Origin of the sequence: Microvirga splendida (genome assembly GCF_016427565.1) — a bacterium.
GTDB lineage: Bacteria > Pseudomonadota > Alphaproteobacteria > Rhizobiales > Beijerinckiaceae > Microvirga > Microvirga splendida.
The window spans coordinates 47,503-72,554 of sequence record NZ_JAELXT010000021.1; the positions used below are offsets into that span (position 1 = coordinate 47,503).

General features: G+C 62.4%; 14 protein-coding genes. 11 read left to right on the plus strand and 3 right to left on the minus strand.

The genetic code is table 11. From position 1 onward, the window contains the following. The first annotated feature begins 2 nt into the window (after positions 1-2). The 8 genes from JAO75_RS17475 to JAO75_RS17510 are packed head-to-tail and all read left to right on the plus strand — an operon-like array spanning position 3 to position 16,416. A complete protein-coding gene (locus JAO75_RS17475) occupies positions 3-431 on the plus strand; it encodes a GPW/gp25 family protein (protein WP_199050423.1) in 429 nt (142 codons plus the stop codon). After that, complete coding sequence (locus tag JAO75_RS17480; RefSeq protein ID WP_199050424.1) at positions 428-5,398, plus strand: baseplate J/gp47 family protein; 4,971 nt, start codon at positions 428-430, stop codon at positions 5,396-5,398. Before JAO75_RS17475 ends, JAO75_RS17480 begins: the two co-directional genes overlap by 4 nt. Then, entirely contained in the window at positions 5,398-7,281 is a 1,884-nt protein-coding gene (locus JAO75_RS17485; RefSeq protein ID WP_199050425.1) for a baseplate J/gp47 family protein, read from the plus strand. Before JAO75_RS17480 ends, JAO75_RS17485 begins: the two co-directional genes overlap by 1 nt. Next, a complete protein-coding gene (locus JAO75_RS17490; RefSeq protein ID WP_199050426.1) occupies positions 7,278-9,455 on the plus strand; it encodes a phage tail protein in 2,178 nt (725 codons plus the stop codon). Before JAO75_RS17485 ends, JAO75_RS17490 begins: the two co-directional genes overlap by 4 nt. 23 nt (positions 9,456-9,478) lie before the next feature. After that, positions 9,479-10,966 carry a hypothetical protein gene (locus JAO75_RS17495; protein WP_199050427.1) on the plus strand — a complete coding sequence of 496 codons (1,488 nt, stop codon included), beginning with the start codon at positions 9,479-9,481 and terminating at the stop codon, positions 10,964-10,966. 34 nt (positions 10,967-11,000) lie between these two features. Further along, positions 11,001-11,888, plus strand: coding sequence for a hypothetical protein (locus JAO75_RS17500; RefSeq protein WP_199050428.1), 888 nt, complete (start codon positions 11,001-11,003; stop codon positions 11,886-11,888). 12 nt (positions 11,889-11,900) lie between these two features. Then, positions 11,901-15,812: an eCIS core domain-containing protein gene (locus JAO75_RS17505; protein ID WP_199050429.1), complete on the plus strand. Its 3,912-nt coding sequence runs from the start codon at positions 11,901-11,903 to the stop codon at positions 15,810-15,812. Between the two features lie 10 nt (positions 15,813-15,822). Continuing rightward, positions 15,823-16,416, plus strand: coding sequence for a DUF4241 domain-containing protein (locus JAO75_RS17510; RefSeq protein ID WP_199050430.1), 594 nt, complete (start codon positions 15,823-15,825; stop codon positions 16,414-16,416). A 21-nt stretch (positions 16,417-16,437) separates the two neighbouring features. Here JAO75_RS17510 and JAO75_RS17515 read toward each other — a convergent pair whose 3' ends face one another. Continuing rightward, positions 16,438-16,911, minus strand: a complete 474-nt coding sequence (locus tag JAO75_RS17515; RefSeq protein WP_246742583.1) for a LuxR C-terminal-related transcriptional regulator — start codon at positions 16,909-16,911, stop codon at positions 16,438-16,440. Between the two features lie 1,076 nt (positions 16,912-17,987). Between JAO75_RS17515 and JAO75_RS17520 the strand changes: the two genes are divergently transcribed. After that, complete coding sequence (locus JAO75_RS17520) at positions 17,988-18,890, plus strand: hypothetical protein (protein WP_199050432.1); 903 nt, start codon at positions 17,988-17,990, stop codon at positions 18,888-18,890. Between the two features lie 235 nt (positions 18,891-19,125). On the opposite strand, the gene JAO75_RS17525 is transcribed toward JAO75_RS17520, so the two are convergent. Beyond that, entirely contained in the window at positions 19,126-20,604 is a 1,479-nt protein-coding gene (locus JAO75_RS17525; RefSeq protein WP_199050433.1) for a protein adenylyltransferase SelO, read from the minus strand. A 271-nt stretch (positions 20,605-20,875) separates the two neighbouring features. Between JAO75_RS17525 and JAO75_RS17530 the strand changes: the two genes are divergently transcribed. Both JAO75_RS17530 and htpG read left to right on the plus strand, forming a co-directional pair. Then, a complete protein-coding gene (locus JAO75_RS17530; RefSeq protein ID WP_199050434.1) occupies positions 20,876-21,877 on the plus strand; it encodes a 3'-5' exonuclease in 1,002 nt (333 codons plus the stop codon). 115 nt (positions 21,878-21,992) lie between these two features. Beyond that, positions 21,993-23,885 (plus strand): molecular chaperone HtpG, encoded by a 1,893-nt coding sequence (gene htpG, locus JAO75_RS17535; protein WP_199050435.1) that lies wholly within the window; start codon positions 21,993-21,995, stop codon positions 23,883-23,885. An 88-nt stretch (positions 23,886-23,973) separates the two neighbouring features. On the opposite strand, the gene JAO75_RS17540 is transcribed toward htpG, so the two are convergent. Beyond that, positions 23,974-25,011 carry an LLM class flavin-dependent oxidoreductase gene (locus JAO75_RS17540; RefSeq protein WP_199050436.1) on the minus strand — a complete coding sequence of 346 codons (1,038 nt, stop codon included), beginning with the start codon at positions 25,009-25,011 and terminating at the stop codon, positions 23,974-23,976. Positions 25,012-25,052: the final 41 nt, after the last annotated feature.

Genomic DNA, 25,052 nt, shown 5'->3' on the forward strand with positions numbered 1-25,052 from the left:
CGATGAACGAGCGCAAGGATTGGCAGGGCATAGGCTGGGCGTTCCCAATCCGAGCGGACGCGGCCACCGGCACGCCGGTCCTGTCGCGCTACGAGAACGACATTCGCGAGGCGATCCGTATCATCCTCGGGACGGCACGCGGCGAGCGCGTCATGCGGCCGGATTTCGGCTGCGGCATCCATACGCTGGTGTTCGACGTGGTCGACGTGGCGATGCTGACCCGTGTCGAGGCGGAAGTGCGGGAATCCATCGTGAAATACGAACCACGTGTCGAGCTGATCGGCGTGCGCGCCGATCCGTTCGAAGCGGCGAACGGCATGCTGCTGGTCGAAGTCGAATACAGAGTGCGCCAGACCAACCAAACGGGCAATCTGGTCTATCCGTTCTATTTCCGCGAGGGCGGCAACACACGTGAACGGGGGCGCGGATGAACAGCGACACTCCCAGCTTCGACAGGAGAGGCCGCCGCAACCTGCGCACAGAACTGCTGGAGCGTGCGCGCGCTTGGTTCCCCAACTGGCGGCCTGACCCGGATGGTCACGATACGCTGATGGCCATCCTAGACATAACGGCAAGCCTGAGTGCCGAGGTGACGCAGAGACTGAACCGTGTGCCGGAAAAGAGCTTCCGGGGCATGCTCCATTGGCTTGGGCAACGTGGGCGGCCGGGAACCTCCGCGCGCCTGCCGGTGGTGTTCAGTATGTCCGAGCGCGCTGCCCCGGTGATCTCAACCAGTCCCATCCTCCTCCAAGCCGATGCCGCAGGCATACCGGTCGTTCTTGAAACCGATGCGCCTGTGCGCATCTTCGCGAGCCGGCTCCAGGCAGTGCTCGCGGCGGAGCCGGAGCATGACAGGTTCTACGGTCCGTTTCCGGGATTGGCCATGCTTGAAAAACCAGAGCCGGGACCAAGGGAATGGCGGCTGCTGGCAGCGGTTGCCCAGGGCGAGCGTTACGTCCAGCTCGATCCGCCGGAGGGTCTGGTTGGTGGCATGGTGCTGATGGATCCGCAGCACAACAAGTACAACGTGGCCGAAGCGAATGGTGGGCTGGTCAAGCTATCGAGCGAGCTTAAGGTTGCGTTGGCTGCCGGACAGATATTCGAGCGCGTCACCGGTTTCTCGCCTTTTGACGGCAAGCAGGAGAATCGGCAGGAGCATAAATTCTATATCGGTGCGGACGCGCTGCTTGATGTCGAGACTGCAGCGAAGATCAAGCTGACGGGCGACCTGCCGGCCGAGGCGATCTGGTTCTACGCCGCCAAGACGGCGGAAGGTCAGGAGCCGAATTGGAAAAGGTTTCCCTTGCAGGCCAGCAGCTCGGAAGGGATCGTGCTGGGCAAGGGCGAGGGCGAGATCGAGAAGCGTGAGATCAACGGCGTAAAAATGCGCTGGCTGCTCGCCGTGCCCCCAGAGGGCAAGCCGCCGGAGTCGCAGAAAGCAGCGGGCTTGAAGCTGTCGATCAACTGCACCGAGGACGGGCCTGCGGTCGCGATCAATGACGGGCTCAAAGCGGTGGCGAACACCGCGCCAATCACGCTGCCGCGCGCCTTCTATCCACTCGGCCGGGAGCCTCGGCTGTTCGACGCCTTCTATCTGAACTGGCCCGAAGCCTTCTCGAAGCCGAACGCCTACGTGCAGCTCAATTTTGCGATCGGCAACGGATTTGGCGGTCCGCTGACCGCGCTAGTCGATGGTGAGGGCGACACCGCTATAGTGGGCAGCATCACCTATGATGGTCGGCTGAGCTTCATGTGGGCCGCAAATTTGAGCGGCGCAATTCAGATACCCTTCTACGGACTGCATCAGCCACCGAAGCTGGGTGCAGCCATCAGCAAATTGCGGACGGACCAGAGGGTCGGCTTAGGTGTTGAAAGTGATGGACTTTTATACTTGAGCGCGACCGATGGGACGGGCGTCTGGGTTTGGCCTGTCGAACTGGTTGGGGCAAAACCTGCTGTGCATGAGACGCGAAGCCTCGGCACGCCCGTCCCGGGACCGGTTATCTCCGAAACGTTGATCGTTACCGGGGCGGAGGAGGATCTCATCCTCTACGCGCTTTGCGGCGGCCGGATATTCTTCAGAAGGATCGGAAGGAAAGAGGGGGCATGGTCGCCGCATTCAATGCCCGACGGCAGAAATGTCGTTCGGCTGACGGCTTTCCAAAGGGCAGGCGCGGAATTGGGGCAATGGCGCGAGAATGACGGTCTTGTCGCCTTATGCGAGGACGGTTCCGTTGTCTGGCAGGCATCGCCCACTGAAGACTGGAAAACCATCGAGGGGCTGGAGATTTCCTCGGAGTCCCCGCCATATCTCTCGGCGCTGCTGGATGAGCAGGAGGACAGGCTGGTCTGTTATCCGATCCAGGAGAAGGCAGGTGAAGTGATCGAATATAGGCTGGTGGCGGTCAGGATCGGTGACGAGCCTGTGAAAAGCGAGGCGTTGCCCAAGCCGGTGATCGGTCAGTCATTTGCGTTCGGACAGGGAAATGCGGGAGCGCTTGAAATTCTCTTCGCGATCGGAACAGGCGGTGGGAAACCCCAGCGGGGCACCTGGGAACCATTCTCCGGTGGCTCGCTCCACCTGCGCGATCCCGAGCCGGATATCTCCATTGAACAGGCGCCTTTGCGTCTCAGGGATTGGCTCCTGCTACCAGGTTTGAGCGGAACGGTGACTTTTACCCGACTGCCGACAGTGCTGGCGAAGGTAACGATATGGAACGTCGCCAATTTCGCGCTTGCGCAGGGGGCATTGCCGGAAGGTAAGGACATCGTCCTGCGATATGACGAGACACTCTATCTCGGTGTATCGGCAAGGCTCCCAGGCAAAGGGTATGAATTCGCGCTGAAGTCCGGATTCACCCTGCCAAAGGACGTGAAGACACTGGATATCCTGGTCTTCACCGATCCGCCGACGGGCAAATATAAAGGCAAGGGCGAGCGGCTCAACCGCAAGGAATTCGAACTGGATGCGGAAGACACATCGACTCGGGCCGGCAGCATTCTGCGGCTCGGGCAAGGGATCGCGGTGCGATACGCGACAGTCGCTGGCGTAGAGGGCGGAATTGCCACGCTCGACATCGAGGTCAACCAGGCCACAGTCCGCTATTCGACCGCGTGGGTTGATCGGGCAGAGTTTCTCCTGCGGCCGACGGTAATGGTGAGCGACAGTGGCGTATTCGAGACAACGCCGTACCAGCAGTTCATCGTGCAGTTCACCGTGGGCGGCCAACCAGTGCGGCAGACCCTGATAATGCCGCAGTCGAAGGAAAGCGGAGGCTGGCGGCTCATCCTGAATGAGGTCTGGGACCAGCCCCCATTGGGAGAGTCAGAGGCCTCGGTGATTTCGCTCCAAGGGCCGTTCAGCACCTTCATTCCTACGCAGGCAATGCGCAATCCGGAACTCTCATGGGAGTATTGGAACGGCCGCGGCTGGTGGCAAATTCCAGGCGTCGAGGATGGGACGGCCTATCTGGTCAGAGAAGGACACGTGAAGTTCTGCATCCCCGAAGATATGGCTCCAACCGATGTCGTTGGCCAAAACGGCCACTGGATACGCGCGCGCCTCGTAGGCGGCGACTATGGCCAGGCGATAATTGAGACGCGGCCGGCTCCGGCAGCCGAACAGCCTCCCGCCCTGAGACCCCTGCTGGGGGCGTTCGCCCCAGCGGGCGAACCGACCATCCTGCGCGACACCTCGGCGATCCAGGCTCCCTTTGTCAGCGAGCTGACGGTCGGTTATCAGCTCTGCTGCCCCAAGGCGCCAGACGTGGTGATGACGCTGGACAATGGCGCATTCGTCGACCAGACGGCCGCCAACCTTACACCCAACGCGCGGCTTGCCGTGTTCACGCCGATTAAGGATGCGTTGCGCCGCGACAGGCAAGCCTCGCCCGAAACGGCGCTGCAGGATTGCGGCTGCGGGTGCAAGGACGAGGCTGCCATTGCTGAGTCAAAGCGGAAGCCGGGCGACGAGGCCGGCGGCATGGATGCGCTGGCGATCTATTTGGGTTTCGACCAGCCACTGCACGGCGCGCTATCGCTGCTCTTTATCGTCGATGAGACAGAGAAGGCCGGCCAACAGCCCATGCGGGTGGAGGCGCTGGTTGGCCAGGTGTTCAAGACGCTGCCGATCAAGGACGAGACCCAGTCTCTCAGCGAAACGGGAATCGTGTCGTTCGTCTGCGAGGAAGAAACGCCGCAGGCGGGACTGTTCGGCAAGGCCCTGCACTGGCTGCGGCTGCGCCCGCCCGTCGATGCCCAAGCCGGCAAATGGCAGCCGGTCATCCGAGGCGTCTATCTCAACGGCGCGTGGGCGTATGACCGCGTGACCCGCAGCAACGAGATCGTGGGTTTCTCCGACGGCTCGCAGGGGCAGGTCCATCGGCTAGCGCACGGGCCGGTGCTGAAGGACACACTCATGCTCTTCGTGCGCGAACCGATTGGAGATGACGACCGCAATGACCTGCGCGATCAGGGCGTCGAGGTCGAGGATAGTATCGGCGGCGTTAAGGGGGCCTGGGTGCGCTGGAACTCCGGCGACCTCGCCGTCGCCGGCAACTCCTCGCGCATCTTCGATTTCGACCGGACAACTGGTACGCTGACCTTCGGCGACGGGCGGCAGGGCGCGATCCCGCCGATCGGCACTGACAATATCGTGGCCGCCAGCTATCTTAGCGGCGGCGGCGAGGCGGCCAACGCGATAGGCGAGTGGAGCCCGCTCAACCTGATCAGCCCTTTGCGGGGCGTCGAGGCCGTGGTGACGCCGCAAGCGGCTGCCGGTGGCAGCGACGCGCAGGACCAGGCAACGACGCTGCGCTTTGCTTCGGCGAATATCGCGTTGCGCGAACGCGCCGTGACGCTCGGCGATTTCGTCCAGCATGCGAGGCAATTCTCGGCCGACATCGCCCAGGCTAAAGCGATGCAGACCAGCAAGGGCATCGAGGTGGCCGTCGCCATGCGCGGCACGGAACCATTGCCGTCCCATGCCGTGCGACGCGAATTGGAGAATCGGCTCCGCTCCATCTCTTCCCCCACATTTGCAGGTGCGCAGGCGATTGCCGTGGTGAAGCCGCAGCCCGTCCTGCTCGACGTCAGTATCGCGGTGACGGTCGAGGAACTGGGGCAGGCGAGCGCAGCCATCGATGCGGTGAAGGACGCCGTCCGCAAGCTGCTGGACCCCGCAACGGGCGGCGTTGACGGGCTCGGCTGGCCGCTTGGCGTAATGCCCCGCGAAGATGATGTCGCGGCAGTCGTCGTCCGAATCGCGCGCGTTCTTGAAATCGACTGCATTTCGGTGCGCAGGCAGGAAGGCGCCACGCCGCGCTGGTTGGATTTGGCGACCGTGATGCCGCAATCGATCTCCGTGCACTGCGCGGCGGCTGAGCCGGGGGCTGAGTGATGGATCTGCGGCTCGACCTCGCCACGATCGACTTCCCGGCGCTGGTGGAAAGGGCGCGGGCGATGATCCCGGCACTCGAGCCGGACTGGACCGACCACAACATCCACGATCCGGGCATCATGCTAGCCGAGCTGATGGCCTGGACCGCCGAGGCGCAGATCTACTCCCTGTCACGGTTGCGGCGGGACGAGCGCATCGCCTATGCCCGCATGCTCGGCATCGAAATGGCCGGCCCGCGACCAGCAGCCGGCCTGGTCTGGCCGCTCTCGGCCTGGGACAAAGGGATCCAGCAGGGCACGATATTCGGCCAGTCGCTGGCCGGCGGCACGCCCGTGATGGCACGCATGACGGAGACGCCGGCCTTCCGGCTAATGCGCGACCAATACCTGACCGGCGCGGCACTCGAAAGCGTGAAGGCGATTTCCGCTGATGGGAGAACCGCCGATTACACGCAGGTCAACCGCGCCGATGGGGCGACGTTCCTGCCCTTTGGAGAACGCCCCAGCACTGGGGACCGGCTGGTCCTTCACTTTACCGGCGTGGCCATCGAGCCGGGCGGAAAAGGCGCGATCACGCTAGGATTCCAGGTCCATCAAGGCGAGGTTGGAGGCGAGGTCGGGCAAGCGCCAAGTCGGTTCGCCATCGCCATGCGGGACGCCAGCGGGGAACGCCCGCTCAGCCTGCTTGCGGATACGACAGTGGGGCTGCGGCAAAGCGGCATCATCGCGATAGACATCTCGCCGGACGAACAGGACCGGAGCGAATCATGGTTCCAGCTGATACTCCGTCCACGCGCGTCGGGCCTGCATTGGCCGCCGCGCCTAGTGCGGCTTGCCGCGAATGTGCTGGCGGTTGAGCAGGCCGAAGCGGTAACGGACCTACAGCAGGGTACGGGCCTGCCCGGACAGAACATGCGGTTCAGCCGGACCGGCCGCATGACGGACCGCCCATTGACGGTGACGAGTGCCGAAGGCGCGGCCAGCGGGATAGGCTGGGAGGCGCGGCCAAAGCTCGACGACAGCGGGCCGGCGGACCGGCATTACGTGCTCGATACGCAGCGCAACCGGATCCTGTTCGGCAATGGCATAAACGGCTTGGCGCCGCCGGCCGACGCTGCTCTGACGGTCGACTACGAAGTGTGCACGGGCGTGGCCGGCAACATCGCTCGGGGCATGGAATGGTCGGTGCGCGGTGTCGCCGGCACGTTCGGCGTCAATGCCGAGCCGTTTTCTGGCGCCAGCGACGGCATCGACATTGACGGATTGCAGGCAGCGGCGCGTTCGAGCCTGAGCCAGCGCAAGGTCCATGTCACATCCGGCGATCTCGAAGCGGCGGCGCTTGCCCTCGATTGGCTGAACGTCGCGCGCGCCCATGAACTGCCGCCACTGCCTTGCACGCCGCGCGGCCTGCGCAGCCTGCTGGTGGTGGCGGAGGCTGCCGAGACCGATACAGTCGCCGAAACTCCGACATGGCTTGCGGCCATTCGTTCGGAACTGGCGCCCGGCCTGCCGCTCGGCGAACACCTCCGCCTCATCGCGCCGCGTTCTATTGGCCTGCGCATCCGGGCCCGGCTCACCGTCGCCGAGACGGCCACGGCAGAGAAGGTAGACGAGGCCGTGGCGAAGCTGCTTCGTTCGAAATTCATGGCGCCCGCGCCGCAGACGCATTCCGTGTGGCCGTTCGGGCGCGATGTCGCGGCCCTGACGGTCAAGGGCTGGTTGCGCGGGATCAAGAATGTCGTTCGGGTGGCGGACCTGCAATTGCTGGGAGACGGCGTTCCGGCCAAAGGCGATCTGGCGCTTGGCGCGATCGAATTGCCGCGCTGGGAGAATGTGCCCGGCGACATCGTCGTCGAGCGGCAGCGCGGTGGAGGCTGGCTATGACCTCCGCCAACGCCTATCGCTTCGCTTCGGCAGCCCATTGGGAACGCTGCCTCGCCACGGGCTTCGATTCGCTCGGCGACGGCAAGCTCGGCGTGGCCGCCCGCCTCAACCCGCAGGCGCAGCTCGTCGCGGATGGCGCCGCCGACGCCGTGGCGGCGGACCGGCTCGGTCAGCCCTTCTGGCGCGGCGGCAATCAGTTGCGGCGACTGGATGATTTCGGCCAGCCCGGCCCATCCGCTGAGGTGGATGGATTGATTGCCGGCACGCCGCGGCTGCAACTGGCCCGCGACTGGCTCTGGGCGTTCGACGCTGGCTCGGTCGCGCGCTTCGACCGACCGACACTTCAGCTGGATCGCTGTGTCACCAGCGCCGCCATCTCGCGCTGGCTCGGTGTGGGCGAGGTGGCGGTTGCGATCCTCGACATCGCTGCCGACGCAAAGGGCGGCGTCTGGCTGCTGGCGCGTACCCGCGGCAAGGCGCTGCTCGTGCATATGGATTGCGACGCCTGCATTAGTCGGACGATCGACCTGCCATGCGAATTCCAGGACGCGGACCAAATCGCCGTGACAGACAGCCTAGTGGCGCTGCTCTCGATCGCGGACCAGCGGCTCACCCTGCTGGCCGCTGCCGACGCCAAGGTGGTGCGCTCGCAATGGCTTGGCAATTGGTGCGGCTGCTGGCGCGCCGAGCGGATTGCGGGTGACGCGCGCCGGCGGTTGGCACTGGCCGGCGCCGGGCTCGACCCCACAAGTGGCTCCGTTCTCTTCCGCCTGGACGGTCTTGCCGAGATCGTCGACGGGCCACTGAAGCCTGAACTCGCCGTCGAGAAAAAGACGAAGCCGCTTCGCGTCGACGATCTTGCCGTGGGTGCGAATTCCCTGTGGCTAGCCACTCCGGACGGCCTTTGCCGCCTCGATGAGGGCGGAGGCGCTTCCGAGGCCATATCGGTTATCCAAACTCCGCTGCTCCAGTCGCCGGTCGGGGAGCAGGGCCGGGGCTGGCTGCACGCCGAGATCGACATGGACTTGCCCAAGAGCGCGTCGATCTCGGCGTCCTTCGCCTCCACCAATGACCCGCGCATCGCAGCCGAGATCAGGGCCATTGAGGGCGACACGTCGCTGTCGCAAAGCGACCGACTGGAGCGCGTATGGTCCCTGCTGGACACGGGCCAAGCCAGTGCGCGCGCGATCGTGCTGCCGGGCCGCACTGTCCCTTCGCCGCTGTCGCCGAACGACCCTATGATGCCGCCCCTGGCCGTGCCGCTGTTCGACACATCGGATGGCTGGCTTGCCCTGCGGCTAAAGGTGACGGTTCCGCCGGAGGTCCAGCCGCCCACCCTGCGGGAATTGCGGGTGCTCTATCCGGAGCGTTCGCTGATGGCCTATCTGCCAGCGATCTACAGCGATCCGGAGAACGATCCCGAGCGGCTCCTGCGCCGGATTGTCGGCGTCATCGAAACCACGACGCAGCAGATCGACCGCTCCATTGCCTCGATCGGCAGCCGGCTTGATGCGCGCACCGCGCCCACCGAAATGCTGGATTACCTTGGAAGCTGGCTAAAGCTGCCTTGGCACAGCGGCTTGGAGGAATGGTCGAAGCGGCAGATCCTCGGCTCAGCTGGCGTGCTTCTGGCCTGGCGCGGGTCGCGGCGCGGCTTGGCCCAATTGCTGGCTTGCCTGGCTGGCGAGGGCGGCCACGTCGAGCTTCTGGACGTTATGGCAGAGCGGAGCGCGATCCGGCTGGGCGGACGCGGGCAGGCCGGCTCGCCGGTCAACGGGCTGTTGGCCGGGCTGCCGCCGGCGACGGCGAGCCTGGGCGGCAAGGCAGTGCTCGGCCGCGCACGCCTCGCATGCCGCAAGGCCCGGCCGGGCCCGACCGACATATTGGTTCCCACCGTGCTGATCAAGGTCGAGGCAAGCGCGGCGACAATCGCGCGGAACCGGCCTTATGCCGACAGCGTGCTGTCGCAATATCTGCCGGCCGGCGTGCGGCATCGCATCGCGTGGACTGCCACACCGCCGCGTACAGCCGAGGATACCGACGCCTTGATGATCCTTGACGGCAACGGCCCGGGCGAGGTCGGCGGAAACGCTCGGCTCGGCAGGATGGTGTTGGGCGGCGGCCCGCACAGTGGGATGGACGATGGATTGGAGATGGGTTTGCGGCTGCGCTAGCGCGGCTCCGAAGGAGGAATGGCATGACGAACAAGACGGACACGATGGCGGATTGTAGCGCTGGCTTGCGCAACCGCTTCTTCCCCCGCAAGCGGATGCTCGCCGGCGATTTCGGACTGGAGCAGCGGTACGGCATCGGCCGGCGACGGCTGGTCAATGCGGCGGTGCTCGGCCATGGTGTCGTCTACGGATTCTCCGTGCCTCATCCGAAGCAGGATGGTTTTGCCACGTCAGACGGACCGACGGACCCACAGCGAGAGAAACCGGAGGAGGTAAATCCGCAGCAGCCGGCCCAACTAGAGAAGCAAGAAGGTGTGCCACACCCGGCGAAGGAGGATGGCGTGCCGCAATCGGAGAAGAAGGACTCCGCGGCGCGAAAGGCCGAACCGCGCGACCTGACGGTTCGGGCCGGCTTTGCGCTGGATATCGTCGGGCGTGAGATCGTCCTGGAGCAGGATACCGTGCTCCACGCCGGCAACACCTTCGCCCTAGTACGGTCCAACGGCGTTCATCGCATCCGCAAGCTCGAAGACCTTGGACAGGGCCACCATGTGCTGGCTGTCCACTATGCCGAACGTCTCGCTGGCACTGCCGTCGCCGACTGGTGTGAATGCGGTGAGCCCGACCGCACGCATCTGTGCGAGACCGTCGTGTTCACGCTGCGGCGGCAAGGCGAAGAATGCCATGGAGAGGGTTGCGCCTGCGGTGAGGACGATTGTCCTTCCAGCGTGGATTGCGGGACGGATACCTGTTCCATGCTTCGCCCGCATGCCCGGCTTGTCGACTGGGTGCATGAGCGCGGCGTGCCCCAGACGCGTGAGCTGTGCTTGTTCAAGGAAAGCGGCCTTTCGATCGCGCTGGAAGGCGTCGACATCGCCTGCGTCGACATCGTGGAAGATGTCGACAAATGCAGCCCGATCCAGGTCGATTGGGTCGACGACAGCTCGCCCAAGCGCCTAGTCAAGTCCAATGACAGCCTCTACGACCTGATCTGCGGCTGCGACCTGACGCGCATCAAGGACATCAGTTGGGGGCGGCTGGGCCCGGAGACCGATCTTGATCAGTTCATCAACCTGTTGAACCCACCCGTCAATGGCGATCCAACGCATCGGACCAATTTTCGCGTGGATTTTTCGCGGCCGGTCAAGCTGGAGTCGCTGAAGCGCCCAGATGTTGTCGCCATTGCTGTCTTGAAGGCGGACCGGAGCAACTGGCTGGAAATGCTGCGGCTGCCGATTTCCGAATTGATTGCAGACAATGTGGACGGCGACGGCGCGCGCAGTTTCCATGTTGGCATCGAGAGCACTTTCACCGTCGAGGAGGTAAAGGCGAAGTACTCCGCACTGAAGGGCGGCGGGTTTGTCGTCGAGATCGAAATTCGCTGCGACTTGATCGAGGACTGCGCCGGCGTGCCGGTCGACGGCAATGCGCGAGGAATCGCCCTGGTGCCGTCGGGAAACGGGACGCCGGGCGGCACACATTTCTCGTGCTTCAGAGTCAAGGCGCAATAGGCGCGGTTTCAGACATCATTTCGAGGACATTGCGATGAACATGGTCAAACTACTCGCCGAAACCGGGTTCAGTTCCGGAATGCTCGAGCGGCCGCTCTACAGCCCTGGCTTGCTTCTTGAGGACGAGGACCTTACCAGCGGCGTGAGCTATACGCGGCGGCTCACGCAGATGCTGTTCAACGCGCTGTTTGGCTGCGGCGTCATCTGCGGCCTCGAAGTCGAGGCGATGCCGATCTGCAAGGGCAGAACGCTGAAGGTGACAGTGCAGAAGGGGTTGGCGCTGGACTGCATGGGCAACCCGATCGAAGTGCCGTCGCCTCAGGTGCTAGAGTATGAACTCGATTGCGACGTGCCGCCGAAAGATGTCTGGGTGGTCGCATGCTACAATGAAAAGAGCTGCCGCCCACGCGAGCTGTCCTGCGCCTATGACGGTGCCGACGACCGGGCGATGACGCGCTACAAGCAGGGCTTCGAGATTAAACTCTATGGCGAGCGCCCGGACGATGCCTGCCATTGCGACGACGCCAAGCCAGACCGGCCGAAAGGACCGCAAGGAAACAAGAGGTGCTGCCCGCCGGAGGAAGAGACCACAGCGGACGCTGCGCAGGAGCAGGCTGACCGTATGCGGTACGAGATGCGCGCCCAATCCGGATTGAAGGACTGTTATCTCGATCATATGCTCGGAAAATGCGACTGCGGCTGTGGTTGCAACTGCGTGGTGATCGGCAAGTTCAAGATCGACAGGGAAAGAGACTTCGGCGACGTTAAGTTCACTCCTGATTATTCGCCGGTGCGCCGCATCCGGCCCATGCTGATTGGGCAGTTTCCCGATCTGCGCGACAAGATGAGCATTCCGGGAAACAGGCCGACGGATGCGCCACAGCCCACGCCGGAAGTGGAACATGTGGAGCCCGAAGCGTGATTTCGGCCTGAGATGTCCGCCGCCCGCATAGCCGAACGTCAGTCGCCGATGCCGGAACGCCGGCCAGTTATCGACGCACCGGCGCGCGCGGCGGCCATTGGTCCTGGGCCCGCGGCCGTGTCGCGCAGCGCGCTGCAAAGCCGCATCGGGCACAAGGCGATGGTGGCGCTCGCCCAGCGCGACGCCATAGGGCGCAAGCCGCCGGTGGCCAGCGGGCTGCACGTCTCGTCGCCCGGCGATCCGGCCGAGCGCGAGGCGGTGTCGGTCGCCGCCAATGTGATGCGCATGGCGGAACCTGCGCCCGTCTCGGGCGGCGTGGCGACCTCGGTGGTGCAGCGCGCGCCGGCCGCGAAGGGCGCAGGCGGCGGGTCGCCCGTACCCTCCCGCGTGATGGCCAGCATCGCGCGCAGCATGAGCAGCGGCACAGCACTACCAATCGGCGTGCGCGCCTTCATGGAGCCGCGCTTCGGGGCCGATTTCGGCTCGGTGCGCATCCATACCGACGACAAGGCGGCACATCTCAGCCGGCAGCTCGACGCGCGGGCCTTCACGGTCGGCAACCACATCTTTTTCGGGCGGGGGCAGTTCGCGCCCAGCCGACGGGATGGCAAGGAACTGATCGCCCATGAACTGACCCATACGGTTCAGCAGGGAGGCGGCGCGAAGCGCGAGGTCCAGAGGGACCTGATCGACGACGCCGCGAACGTGCTGGACAGCGTGACCGACTGGATCGCCGAACAGGGTGGCCTCGAGGCGGTGGTGCGCGCAGCGCTGAGAGCAGTCGCGCCCGGGCTGGAAACGATGATCGGCTCTGGCGGCATGATGCAGGCGCTGGCTTCCTTCGCCTTGAAGGCGGTCGACGGGCTGTTCGACCAGTTGCGCCAGCCGCTGAACGGCATTGCCGGCATCGGCGAGCAGGTCGGCGCAATGATGGGGCCGGTCGTCGATACGATCAAGCAAGCGGCGGGGCAGATCGCCCAGAACGACTGCACGCCGATCCGCGCCGCCGCGACCAAGATCGAACAGATGCTGATGAAGCTGATCACGCCGGTGGTCGAATTCGTCCAGCCCATCATCAAGGCCATCAAGGATTTCCTGGAAGCAGCGTGGAAAAAGATCGGCGCGCCCATCGTCGACTGGATCAAGGAATATGCCGCCGAGCAGTGGCGTCAGATCAAGGAGATTGCCGACCTGGTGCAGCGGGCGGCGAAGTGGCTGTGGGACAAGACGGAAGGCCTACGCGAACCCTACATCAAGATGTGGGGCTTCTTGAAGGACATCCTCGGCCTTGGCGACTCTCCCGAAGGGCAGAACGGCATATTGCAATGGGCTGAAGTGAAGCTGACAGCTGCGTGGGACGCGATCAAGGTCCGCCTGCAGCCCTATACCGAGCAATTGAAGGCCATCGGCATTGCGGTCGGCGCGGTGCTAGTCGCGGTGTCGCCGGCCGGGCCGATCCTGGCGGTGGGCGCGGCGGCGGTGGAGGTCGGCAAGGGCATCGCCTGGATCGCCGCCAACTGGGGGAAAGGCACCATCATGGCGACGGCGCGCGTCTTCGTGGAGAAGACGCTGATCCCGCCACTGATTTCCGCGCTTGACCGGGTCACCGCGTTGGTGACCAGTATCGCGAACTCCATCAGCGCCTCGCTGGCCAGCTTCGCCGCCAGTCTCGCCAAGGCCGCGGCGATGGTGGGCAACACAGCAATCTCCGTAATCATAAGCCTAACGCAATGGCTGGCGGGCCAGGCGCAGGCGATGGCACTTTCGATCACCGCGCGGCTGGCCGACCTGCGGGTGTGGCTGACCAACGGTTTCGACAATCTGGTCGCCTTCCTGCGCCGGGTCATGAATTTCCTAGGCCGGGTCGCTGACGTCGTGCTCGACATCTGGAGCCTCCCGGTGCTGTTGGGCGAGGCGATCTGGAACGCCGTGCCGCAATGCATCCGCGACCCGATCGTCGATTTCCTTGGGCCGATCATCCTGCGCCAGATCGAACTGTTCGACGAACTGGTGAAGGACGAGGACGCTTGGAAGAAGACGAAGGACGAGGTCGGGCGGCTGGTCAAGCTGGTCTTCAAGAACCACGACCTTATGGGCGCGATCCGCGCGGCCTTCCTGTTCGTGCTGCGCGTCTTCAACCTTCCACCGGAACTGATTGCCACCGTCTTCGCCAAGGCGCTGTCGGCTTGGGATGCGGTGATCAAGAAGCCGCTGGTATTCATCAAATCCACGCTGAAGGCGCTTGGACAGGCTTTCAAGATCATCTGGGACGACAAGTTCGAGAATATCAAGACCGGGCTTCAGGGCTGGCTGCTCGGCGAGATCAAGGACAAGAACATCGTCATGCCGTCGAGCTGGACCGACGCCGGCCAAGTGTTCGAGTTCATTCTGAGCGTGCTCGGCATCAATGAAGAGCACATCTACGAACTCCTCGAAAAGAAGACCAACCCGGCCGTGGTTAAGAAATTCCGCATGGTGATGGGCCAAGTGAAGCGCGTGCTCGACTGGGTCGACAAGTCGATCGACGTCACGAAGACGCCGAAGGAGAACGCCGCCGGCATGTTGAAGCAGGCCGGGAACTTCGCGCTGTCCCTGCTCGAAAGCGGGGCCGAATGGATCATCAAGAAGGTTGCCGCGAAGGTCACCGAGGAACTGGTCAAGATCGCTGGCACGGCCGGCTTCGGCGCCGTATTGACTGCAGCTCAAAGCCTCTACGCTGCGATGCTGACCGCCAAGAAATGGATGCGGCAGATTCTCGACATGGCCAATCAGGCTCTGGACAACGTGCTCGACCTCGTGGCCGGTGCGGTCGACAAGGTGGGCGGCGTCTTCGCTGGCCTGATGAAGCGCGCGATGCCGGTGGTGATTGGCTTCCTCGCTGACCAGGTCGGCCTCGGCGACGTCGGCCGCGAACTCGGCAAAGCCATCGACAAGCTGCGCGCCAACGTCGACAAGGCGATCCTATGGCTGATCGATAAGCTCAAGGCGGCGATAAACGCGCTGATCGGGCTGGGGAAGAAGGCGGTCGCGGCCATCCGAAACTGGTGGGACGCCCGCAAGGACTTCACGGGCGAGGACGGCGCCAAACACGAAATTTATTTCAAGGGCAAAGGTGCTGCTGCGGTTGTCACAATCGCAAGCACGCCGAGAGCGCTCGTCGATTTTCTCCGGATCGTCCGGTCGAAGCTGGACCCGCAGCAGCCGGAAATTGGCAAGAATTATGCCGCCGCCGACGGCCTGCTCGGCAAGGTGAATGCGAAGCGGGCCGAGCTTGAGAAACCCGACAATCCGCGCCTTCCCGAGGAAGTTGATGCGCTCAATGACCTGTTCGACAAGCTGGCTGATGCGCTCGCGCCGCTGGTTGCGCTCGTCTATCCTCCGGACGTGTCCGAACTGGCAGCCGGCACCCCAATCAAGATCTTCGAAAGCGACGCGAAGGCCGTAGTCACCGGCTATAAGCCCTCGCCTCACGGCCCATTAGTCAGTTTCATCGTTTCCCGGCCCCGCTCCGGCCGCTTCTCGTCGACCGCACTCCTGGCATCCGGCAGAGGCAAGACGTATGAAAAATATGAAGGCGACCTGCGGGAATTCTACCTCGGCAAAACGCCGAGCGCCCATACGAAGGTGGGCCAACAGGTCAAGGAGCGCATGATCGCGCAAAAAAAGATCGTAGGAGACAGGCTCGTTGTTTTCAGGCAGGAGGAAGGCATTACCGCCACGTCATGGAAACTCAGCGATTGCGATATGGGCCACATCATCGATGCGGTAAGGTGGTGGAACGCCGTCGGCCGATTTGCGTGGTCGGACTCGGACACAATCGAGAAGTTCATGAACGATCCAAACAATTATGAATTGGAACCCGCCCCGATCAACCGGGCTAGAGGGGCGCGAATTGGTAAGAACTACCTGCCACCAGTCAAATAGCGGCTGAACGATGGATATCGATGCTCTAGCCGAAATAAGGAGGATGGTGCGCCGCTGGCGAGAGGTTGCCATGTTGAACGTGCCGACCGGGCGTGTCGTCGCGTGCGATCCGTTTTTTACCGGCGCCGCCAAGGCCTTATCGTCCACCTGCAAACCGGGCTCGTATCCGGTCCGGCTTTTCCGCTCGGGCAGCGGAGCGAATTCCCGTATCTCCGTCGCCGAACTCGTCATCGACCCCGATGTCGAGCCCAAGTCTGTCGCGCCTTGTCCTGCGGAAGGCGGTGAGGCTGGATTTGCCGTAGAGTCGGGGCTGGCCGCTTTTATGGACGAAACTGCCCGGTACGATTTTTCGGATTTCCTAGCATCCTATTACGCGAAGAATCCGCAGAAGAATTATTATGTCGACCGACTGGATAGATATTTCTCTAGCTATGCAGGTGGAGAATTTAGAAAGATCTCCGACGCCATTTCCCACAAGTTTTCACCTGAGAGCCCGAATATCATAATGTTCCAATCTGGCCGAGGTGATGGAATGTACAGAACATGGGTGACGAGAGGAGCCCAAGGCGAGCTAGCTTCCTATCTTATCGACTTTACCGTCTGATAATTTGAAGAACCTCCAATTTTAGCCCAATAACCATGGCTTTTCACGTACCTTGCGCATGGCATGTGACCGCCTAGGAAGGCTGAGTTTTTCGAGCACATTGTGGACATGGTGCTTGACTGTGGCGACGCTGAGGCCGAGCTCGCGCGCGATCTCCTTGTTGGTCATGCCGTGACCAATCAGTTGCAGCACGTCGCTCTCGCGTTTGGTCAGCGGCGCGCCGTCGGGCGCCGGATCAGAGGTCTGACGGAACAGTGCGCGAAGCAGCGCACCGGAAATCTCTTCCGGACAGGCGAGCCGACCAGCCACTGCGTCGAGCATGGTCTTTGCAAGCTCCTCGACAGTAGAATCCCGCGACACATAGCCCACGAAACCAGCGCGGCCACAGCGAATAATGTCCTGACGTTGCTCTTTTAGGCCCATTGCAATCAGGACGACGTTGGACCCAGAGATGGCAAGTAGGCGCACAGCGTCGAGGTCAATCGGCTGGGTCATGTCGATCAACGCGACATCTATCAAACTGGACGAAACCAATTCGTGCAGTTCTTCTAGCGTTCTGACAACCCCAATGATTCTGATAGCAGATGTTCCATCGAGGCAACGGGCCAATCCATCACCCAGTAACCTGACGGGTGCTAAAATCGCTACCCTCATGACCATCATTCCCCTGCATGCCGATCACATAAACCAAGGATAATAGACGGTAACAGCGTTTCACTCGAAATTGTTGGATTTCTGATATAATTACCGAAAATAATCTCACAGATCAGTACCAACAGCAAGAACTGCCATCAATATTCATTGTTACGGCAGACAATTGCAGCTCTGCTCACGAAAGTGGATTGCTTCTACAGCCAAACGGCTAGAGTCACATACCGTGCTCAGACGGTTCCCGTGACACTTTGCTTGAATCGATTTCGATTGCAGTGAAGCCGACTAATGAAGATGTCGCCGTACGGGACGACCTCTCGCGTGAACGCGAAGACGAATCCGCCTTGCAGTCGCACCGGCGGGCCGCGGAGGCGTAGGCTGTTTGATTCAACGATGCCGAAATTGTGCTGTTAACAACCGCGAAGTACAAGGTCATCAGCGAGAACCCCACGGCGGAGAGGTCGCTCTTAAATGCTAGGAGGGACTCTACCGCGTACGAAATTGATCCAACGAAATTAGTCACTTAGACTGGCTTTTTTACAGCCCGCGCCACCTCCTTACATGAATGTCGGGCACCACGACTGTGACCATCTTTCCGGCCCGTCACAATATGACACCCTATAGCGATCTCAACGAAGACGCTGAGGCACAAAGCTCGACCGTAAAGCGCATCCTCATTAAGATTCCGTCTCAAGTGTTTATGGTCCATAGTCTTCAGCATCGTTCGACCCAGTCACGCACACGTCTACCTGTGTTGGTATAAAACAAGGATCTCGGAGGCCCTGATGAGGTCAGCCCTATACTACCCTCACACTGAGGTACGCAGCCCGTCTATTCTGAAAACTGCCCTCCTACTATGGGATCGCCTCGAGTTTATCGTCCCCTACGACGGGTATCGCCCTCATTATTCGGATCGTCTTATGGCTGAGGCCGTCGAGTTGGTAGGGGAACAGCGGGTGCCTAATGAGGAAGAGAAAAAGCGCGCACATGACGACATTGAGGAGTTCGCTACGCGCCAGCTACCGGAAGCCTTTTACTATCGCAGTACCGCACCAGGAGGGTGGATGGAGTACGGGATGTGGCCGCAGAAGTTGCAACCAGAAACCTGGAAACTGCTCCAGGACCTTCAACTCGCAGGGCATCCACTCGCCAATTCTGACTATCCACTCCAGGACGCCGCTGGGCTCTCAATCATGTCGATTCTAGCCGATTGTTGCGCAGGCACCACTCGCGCTCGCCTCACCGATCGAAGTCATGCCTACGCGACGCTTACGAATCTTCTTGTTGACGAAGCGGCAACTGACGCCCAGGAGGCTAAGCATGATCGTGTGATACCTTTGACGCTTCGCCTTATTCAAACAGCAGATCTCCCGTTAGAGACGCTAATCGACTTTCGTCGGCGCGAGGCAAAGTCCAAGGGGCACGATATCCGTGATCTCCGTCACAGGTATGTGGACCGACTTAGCAAGCACGTTGAGGACGTCCGCAACCTGAAGCACAAGAGCGATCGAGTTGAGTTAGAGCGTCAGTTCGAGAACGAGATGAAGGATGATCTCGCTCACCTGAAAGATGAACTTCGTATCGCGAACCGAGAGGTTCTCTTCTCTAAGGAAATATTAGTGACCGCGATCGCAGCGGCAGGCTCGTTGTATGCCGCTACCAAAGGGATTCCATTCGATGTTCCCAGTGCTATGACGATCGCAGGAGCTCCAGTCACGGCGGGCGGCCTACTTGCAACTCACAACAAGTTTACAGCCACACGGAAGGCTATCATGAAAAAACACCCAATGGCCTATCTTCATGAGTTGAACCGGACGCGTTGAGTGCCGAATGATGCCAGCTCCTTCCAATTTTATCCTGATCAATCCGTTACCGAGCAGCCCGATAGCTCAGTAGTCGCTAAGTTCAAAGCATCCGGTCTCAACGAAATGTCGTGGCGGAGGCAAAAGCCGCGGAGAGATTTCGATGCCCAGGCGAGTTCCCCGTCTGACGCTGGAGGTGCGGCACCAGATGTGGTGAACGACCCAGGTGCGAGGCAACTGAGGCGGCCACCTGGCGCTACGTTCCGCAGAATGTCCGATAGACGCGCTGGTGTGGTTCCGGTGGTTCGGAATAGTGGGCGAAAGCTGGCTGATCGTCATAGGGACGCGAGAGGACCATCAGAAGCTCCTCGAACGGAGCAAAGTTGCCCTGCTCCACTGCAGCTTGTATCATCGCCTCCACGCGATGATTGCGCGGGATAAAGGCTGGATTAACCGCGCGCATGGCAGCTTGGCGCTTGACACCATCTTGCGGTTCAAGGCTCAACCGCTGGCGCCAGCGGGTGGCCCAAGCATCATAAGCAAGTGGATTGATGAATAGGTTTCGGACGGCCTCGTCCGCTTCGGATCCGGCAGCGGCATCGCTTAAGCGCCGGAAGGTCAGGGTGAAGTCAGCCTGGTTGTCGGCCATGACCTTCAGGAGATCACCGGCAAGCGTCGGGTCCTCCTCGCGCTCCGTCAGCAGCCCGAGCTTGCGCCTGAGCCCTGCATAATAAACTGCCTCGAACTGACCCGAGAAGGCTTCGAGCGCCTCATTCGCTTCCGCGACCGCGTTCTCTTGATCCTCGGACAGGAGCGGCAGAAGCGCCTCAGCCAGCCGCGTCAAATTCCAGAGACCGATGCGCGGCTGGTTGCCATAGGCATAGCGGCCCTGCCGGTCGATGGAGCTGAAGACTGTCGCCGGATCGTAGGCCTCCATGAAGGCGCACGGGCCATAATCGATCGTCTCGCCGGCGATGGACATGTTGTCGGTGTTCATGACTCCATGGATGAAGCCGATGTGCAGCCAACGAGCAATAAGGTCTGCCTGGGCGGCGATCACCTGGTCGAGGAACGCGCGGTAGGGATGGTCGCTTCCGGCGGCCTGTGGATAGTGCCGGCCGATGACGTAGTCCGCGAGGAGCCGCAGCCCCTCCGTATCCTGCCGGGCTGCGAAGAACTGGAACGTGCCGACCCGAATATGGCTCGACGCCACCCGGGTGAGAACCGCACCGGGAAGTGGCGTCTCCCGGACAACGGTCTCCCCGGTTAACACCGCGGCGAGCGCACGCGTTGTCGGCAGGCCGAGCGCCGCCATGGCCTCGCTGAGGAGATATTCACGCAGGACAGGTCCCAGTGCCGCCCGACCATCACCGCGGCGCGAGAAGGGTGTCGGACCTGAGCCTTTGAGCTGAATGTCTCGACGGATGCCATTTTGGTCGACCACTTCGCCAAGGAGGATGGCGCGTCCATCGCCGAGCTGTGGCACGAACTGCCCAAACTGGTGCCCGGCATAGGCCATGGCAATGGGCTCGGCCGCATCCGGAACGCGGTTGCCGGACAGAAGCTCAACGCCTTCAGGACTGGAGAGGTGATCAGGGTCGAGGCCGAGGTGTAACGCGAGATCCCGGTTCAGCCGGATGAGCCTCGGAGCTGTGACGGCTTCGGGCTCTATGCGTGCATAGAACCGATCAGGCAGGCGCGCGTAGGTGTTATCGAAGGGGAAATGAATTGTCATGGTCCAGGCTCACCACTAGGACCACGTGAAATCGTATGAGGCGCTTCAGAAAACAAGAGTCAGATTGTAAATCCGGACTGGGTTCAAAGCACTCCCGCTGTAATCTTATATAACAGATCTGCCCCCACGATCGAGACAGACCAACCACTCCACGGGTTGTACTCCCTCCCGTCTGTCTGGTGCATTAACGATCTGGCGACTCGCACACTCTAGTCTGCCCCGCCGGGCCCGACGCGTGGGCCTGTCCTGTTGGCGGGCAGAAGGTATGGGAATGCGAGGCCAGGCTGACCTTTTCTTGGACTACGATGCACCGCCAGGTCCGATCAAGACGAGTCCCGTCGATGAGATTGTCATCAAGGCCAAGCAACGCAGCGAGTCCTTCAAGGCTTCTGACTATGAGACCGCCGCCCGGATCCTGGAGGCCACAGGCGACTATCGCATTCTGCGCCGATTGACACCACGCCCCATCGTCGTGTCCCGCACCGCTTTCCACGGCGAGAAGATCGCCGTCATCCTGGACACCGAAACCACCGGCCTGGATCACACAAGAGACGAGGTCATCGAACTCGGCATGGTTGCCTTCACCTATGATGAGGAAGGCCGGATCGGTGATGTGATCGGGACGTTCAATGCCCTGCGTGAGCCTAGCGTACCGATCAGTCCTGAAATCACTCGCCTGACCGGGATCACGCCCGAGATGGTTGCGGGCCGAGTGCTCGATCTTGAGGCAGTTGAGAAGTTCATTGCGCCGGCAGAGTTGATCATCGCTCACAACGCTCGATTTGATCGGCCCTTCTGTGAGCGTCTGTCCAAGGACTTTCGGGTCAAGGCGTGGGCCTGCTCCCATTCCGAGATCGCCTGGAGCGGGTTCGGCTTTGAAGGATCGAAGCTAGGGTACCTCCTGACCCAGTGCGGCTGGTTCCACCAGGGCCACCGGGCCGTCGAGGATTGCCATGCCCTGCTCGAGGTGCTGGCCTCCCCGCTCCCCTCTGGGGCCGGGTTCCCCTTCGAGCATCTGCTGGCCTCGGCGCGAAAGGCGCTCGTGCGCATCTGGGCCGAGGGCAGTCCGTACGACATGAAGGATATGCTGAAGGCACGCGGGTACCGCTGGAACGACGGCACCGACGGCCGACCGAAGGCTTGGTGGGTGGAGGTCGACGAGGAGGCCTTTGAGGCCGAACTCGCGTTTCTCCGACGGGAGGTTTACCGGCGCGAGGTCGAGCCCTTCAGCCAGAGGATCACCGCCTTCGAGCGGTTCCGATCGGCACGCTAAGCGGCCCCTGCCAGATTTCTGCACAGCCGGCCTCACCCGAGGCTTTCAGGCTTGAAATCTTGACCGTCCGCAGCCATCTCATCGCCCGCCGGAGCAACAAGGTTCATCTCACGCCATGACGACTGCTGACACCACGCCCGCCCCAGAGAACCATACGTTCGAGGCCGATGTCGCCAAGCTGCTGCACCTGATGGTGCACTCGGTCTACTCCGACAAGGACGTCTTCCTGCGTGAGCTAATCTCCAACGCGGCCGATGCCTGCGAGAAGCTGCGCTACGAGGCGATCTCCCACCCCGCCCTGCTCGGCGACGATCCCAAGGCCCGGATCACGCTGCTGATCGATGCCGACAACCGCCGCCTGACGATCGAGGACAACGGCATCGGCATGAGCCGGGACGAGATGATCGAGGCGCTCGGCACCATCGCGCGGTCGGGTACCAAGGCTTTCATGGACCGGATCCAGGCCGCCCAGGGCGGCGAAGGGGCTCAGCTCATCGGGCAGTTCGGCGTCGGCTTCTACTCGGCCTTCATGGTGGCCGACCGGGTCGACGTCGTCTCACGCCGAGCCGGCAGTGAGGAGGCAACGATCTGGTCGTCCGACGGCAAGGGATCCTACACGGTCGCCCCCGTAGCCGTCGACGAGGCCCCGGCCCGCGGCACCCGGGTGATCCTCCACCTGATGGAGGACGCCACATCCTACACGGAGCGCTACCGGCTCGAGCGCATCGTCAAGGAGCAGTCGGGCCATGTTCCGGTGCCGATCTCCCTTGTCGAGAAGCCCGGAGCGGAGCCGCAGGAGGTCGTCGACGGCGCTGCTCTGTGGGTGAAGCCACGCTCCGAGATCACGCCCGAGGACTACACCGACTTCTACCGCAGCGTGGCGGGCCAGTTCGACGAGCCGGCTCTGACGGTGCATTTCCGGGCCGAGGGCCGCCACGAATACACCGCTCTGGCGTTCGTGCCGGGCTCCACGCCGTTCGACCTGTTCGATCCCGATCGCCACGGCCGCATGAAGCTCTACGTCAAGCGGGTCTTCATCACCGACGAGGCCGAGCTCGTGCCGCGTTACCTGCGCTTCGTGCGCGGGCTCGTCGACTCGGCCGACTTGCCGCTCAACGTCTCGCGCGAGATGATCCAGGAGAGCCCGCTTCTCGCTGCCATCAAGAAGGGCGTGACCAGCCGCGTGCTCGGCGAGCTCGAGAAGCTCGCGCAGAACGATGCGGAGGCCTACACCAAGGTGTGGGAGACCTTCGGTCCGGTGCTGAAGGAAGGGCTCTATGAGGATTTCGAGCGACGCTCGACATTGCTGGGACTGGCCCGGTTCAAGACCACCGCCTCCGGTGGCGGGTGGCGTTCGCTCAAGGATTATGTCGGCTCCCTCAAGGAGAACCAGACGGCTATCTACTATGTGACGGGGACGGATCTCGCCCGGCTCGAGGCCTCGCCGCAGCTCGAAGGCTTCCGGGCGCGTGGCATCGAGGTGCTGCTTCTGCCGGATGCGGTCGACAGCTTCTGGGTCACGGCTGGCGTCGATTACGAGGGCAAGCCATTCAAGTCGGTGACCCAGGGTGCGGCCGACCTGGCGCAGATCCCGCTGACCGAGGCCCAGGAGAACGCGGGCGCGCCGGCACCAGAAGCGGTGACGCGGTTCATCCAATCCGTGAAGGCGACCCTGGGCGAGGCCGTGGCCGATGTGCGCCCCTCCGAGCGGCTGACGGAAAGCGCCGTCTGTCTGGTGGCATCAGAAACAGGCATGGATCGGCAACTGGAGCGGCTTCTCGCCCGAGCGGGTCAGCTGCCGTCTGCGGCCAAACCCGTCCTCGAAATCAACCCACGCCACGACCTCGTGGTGGCTCTTGCCAACCTTGGCGAGAGTAAGCCGACGCTTCGTGAAGACGCGGCTCATCTCCTGTTGGACGAGGCTCGGATCCTGGACGGTGAACTCCCGGCTGATGCAAAGGCATTCTCACAGCGGCTCGCTAGGGTAATGCGGCGGTGCGTTCCGTAAGAGGCAACGGCAAATGATCTTCGCGGGAGTGCGGTCGCCAACGACCGCCTCCTGCCATTCCTCAGAAATCCGTTCACACCGCCTACCATTACGATCGGATCGCCTTTCGCACCTCCGGCGCCACCCTCGTTCCGAAGATTTCAATCGCCTTCATCAGCTTGATGTGGTCCATCACGCCAATGGCCATCTGAATCAGGAAGCGGTCGAACCGGAAGATCTCATGCGCCGCCAGGATCTTGTCTGTCACCTCCGCAGGGCTTCCGACGAAGAGTGCGCCACGTGGTCCCCGTGCCACGTCGAACTGCTGGCGGCTGGTCGGCGGCCAGCCGCGTTCCCGCCCAATCCGGTTCATCACCTCCGCCTGTGGGGCATAGAAGGTGTCGGCAGCCTCTTGCGTAGTCGTGGCGACAAAGCCGTGCACGTTGATCGATGTCTTTAGGGCTGCCGGATCGTGGCCTGCGCGCTGGGCCGCCTGCCGGTAGAGATTGAATAGGGGCGCAAAGCGCGCTGGCTCTCCCCCGATGATGGCGAGCGCCAATGGCAGATTGAGCACCCCGGCACGAGCAAGGGACTGCGGGGTCCCGCCGACCGCGATCCAGATCGGCAGTTTCTCCTGATACGGCCGCGGATAGACGCCACGGCCTGTGATCGGGGGAGTATGTTTCCCGCCCGGCCAGCTGACCTGCTCGCTTTCGTTGAGTTGCATCAGGAGTTGCAGCTTCTCGGCAAAGAGCGTGTCGTAATCATCAAGGTCGTAGCCGAAGAGCGGAAAAGACTCGATGAAGGAGCCGCGGCCGGCCATGATCTCGGCTCTGCCCTGGCTGAGATTGTCGAGGGTCGCGAACTGCTGAAACACACGGATTGGGTCATCGGAGCTGAGCACTGTCACGGCGCTTGTCAGGCGAATGCGCCTTGTCTGGGTCGCTGCGGCGGCCAGCGCTACAGCAGGCGCTGAAACGGCATAATCGGGCCGGTGATGCTCGCCAAGACCAAACACATCCAGTCCCACCTGGTCGGCCAGGACAATCTCTTCCACCAGGTTGCGGAGGCGCTCCGCCGGGGCAACCCGGCGTCCCGTCACCGGATCGGTGCCCACGTCGCCGAAGGTGTAGAGTCCAAGTTCCATACGAATGGTCCTCCCATAGGGCCTTTGCCCCATTCATAGTC

What these genes read in the sequence shown, in the direction of transcription:
- JAO75_RS17490 (WP_199050426.1), top strand. Translation starts at nt 7,278, where the DNA reads ATGACCTCCGCCAACGCCTATCGCTTCGCTTCGGCAGCCCATTGGGAA.
- JAO75_RS17530 (WP_199050434.1), top strand. Translation starts at nt 20,876, where the DNA reads ATGCGAGGCCAGGCTGACCTTTTCTTGGACTACGATGCACCGCCAGGT.
- JAO75_RS17520 (WP_199050432.1), top strand. Translation starts at nt 17,988, where the DNA reads ATGGCTGAGGCCGTCGAGTTGGTAGGGGAACAGCGGGTGCCTAATGAG.
- JAO75_RS17505 (WP_199050429.1), top strand. Translation starts at nt 11,901, where the DNA reads ATGTCCGCCGCCCGCATAGCCGAACGTCAGTCGCCGATGCCGGAACGC.
- JAO75_RS17540 (WP_199050436.1), bottom strand. Translation starts at nt 25,011, where the DNA reads ATGGAACTTGGACTCTACACCTTCGGCGACGTGGGCACCGATCCGGTG.
- JAO75_RS17525 (WP_199050433.1), bottom strand. Translation starts at nt 20,604, where the DNA reads ATGACAATTCATTTCCCCTTCGATAACACCTACGCGCGCCTGCCTGAT.
- JAO75_RS17475 (WP_199050423.1), top strand. Translation starts at nt 3, where the DNA reads ATGAACGAGCGCAAGGATTGGCAGGGCATAGGCTGGGCGTTCCCAATC.
- JAO75_RS17495 (WP_199050427.1), top strand. Translation starts at nt 9,479, where the DNA reads ATGACGAACAAGACGGACACGATGGCGGATTGTAGCGCTGGCTTGCGC.
- JAO75_RS17515 (WP_246742583.1), bottom strand. Translation starts at nt 16,911, where the DNA reads ATGACCCAGCCGATTGACCTCGACGCTGTGCGCCTACTTGCCATCTCT.
- JAO75_RS17510 (WP_199050430.1), top strand. Translation starts at nt 15,823, where the DNA reads ATGGATATCGATGCTCTAGCCGAAATAAGGAGGATGGTGCGCCGCTGG.
- htpG (WP_199050435.1), top strand. Translation starts at nt 21,993, where the DNA reads ATGACGACTGCTGACACCACGCCCGCCCCAGAGAACCATACGTTCGAG.
- JAO75_RS17480 (WP_199050424.1), top strand. Translation starts at nt 428, where the DNA reads ATGAACAGCGACACTCCCAGCTTCGACAGGAGAGGCCGCCGCAACCTG.
- JAO75_RS17500 (WP_199050428.1), top strand. Translation starts at nt 11,001, where the DNA reads ATGAACATGGTCAAACTACTCGCCGAAACCGGGTTCAGTTCCGGAATG.
- JAO75_RS17485 (WP_199050425.1), top strand. Translation starts at nt 5,398, where the DNA reads ATGGATCTGCGGCTCGACCTCGCCACGATCGACTTCCCGGCGCTGGTG.